Raw genomic sequence first — 1,245 nt, forward strand, 5'->3', positions numbered from 1 at the left:
GTGACCTTGCTGTCGTTGGTCTGGGGTATGTCGGCCTGCCGTTGGTCCGTGAGGGCTGCCGGGCGGGGCTTGGTGTCGTCGGGCTCGACGTCTCTGACCGGGTGATCGCCGGGCTGTCTTCGGGCCGGTCCCATGTCGATGACATCTGCGATGCCGACATTGCGGCCATGCTGGCCGCGGGTTTCACCGTGACGTCCGACGAAGCGGTGCTTGCCACCGCCGAGACCGTGGTGATCTGCGTACCCACCCCGCTGGACGAGGACGGCGGGCCCGATCTGGCCGCGGTCACCCTGGCCGCGGAGATGGTCGCCCGCCAGCTGCGTCGCGGGATGCTGGTGGTGCTGGAGTCCACGACCTACCCGGGCACGACCGATGAGGTCGTACGCCCGATCCTGGAGAAGTCCGGCCTGCGCGCCGGCATCGATTTCTCCCTCGCGTTCTCCCCGGAACGGATCGACCCCGGCAACCCGACCTACGGTCTGCGGAACACCCCGAAGGTCGTCGGCGGCCACACACCGGTCTGCACCAGCCGGGCCGAGGAGTTCTACGGCAAGATCTGCGACCACGTCGTCCGGGCCAAAGGCACCCGCGAGGCCGAGATGGCCAAACTGCTGGAGAACACCTACCGCCACGTCAACATCGCCCTGGTCAACGAGATGGCGATCTTCTGCCACGAACTCGGCATCGACCTACGCGACGCGATCGCCGCCGCGGCGACCAAACCGTTCGGGTTCCAGGCGTTCCACCCCGGCCCCGGCGTCGGCGGACACTGCATCCCGATCGACCCCAACTACCTGTCCTACAAGGTGAAACGGCTCGGCTACCCGTTCCGCTTCGTCGAACTCGCCCAAGAGATCAACCAACGGATGCCCGCCTACGTCGCCCAACGCGTCCAGGACCTGGTCAACGACGCCGGCAAATCCGTCAAAGGCTCCACCATCCTCATCCTCGGCGTCACCTACAAACCCAACGTCGCCGACCAACGCGAATCACCCGCCCGCCCCGTCGCCCGCCGACTCCGCCGCATGGGCGCCCACCTCACCTTCCACGACCCCTACGTCGACCACTGGATCCTCGACGACACCGAAGTCCCCCGGGCGGAGAACCTCGACCAAGCCCTCCACACCGCCGACCTCACCCTCCTCCTCCAAGCCCACACCGCCTACAACCCCCACACACTCCGAGCGGCCCGCCTACTCTTCGACACCCGCGGCGTCAGCGACGGGACAGCCGAGGTGCTCTGAC

The 1,245-nt window shown here is 67.6% G+C and carries 1 protein-coding gene; it reads left to right on the forward strand.

Going from position 1 to position 1,245, the window contains the following annotated elements:
• Positions 1-1,244: nucleotide sugar dehydrogenase (locus ABN034_RS34200; protein WP_349695103.1), on the forward strand; the 1,244-nt coding region annotated here is incomplete at its 5' end.
• Between the last annotated feature and the right edge of the window lies 1 nt (position 1,245).

This window comes from Actinopolymorpha sp. B11F2 (genome assembly GCF_040195635.1).
GTDB lineage: Bacteria > Actinomycetota > Actinomycetes > Propionibacteriales > Actinopolymorphaceae > Thermasporomyces.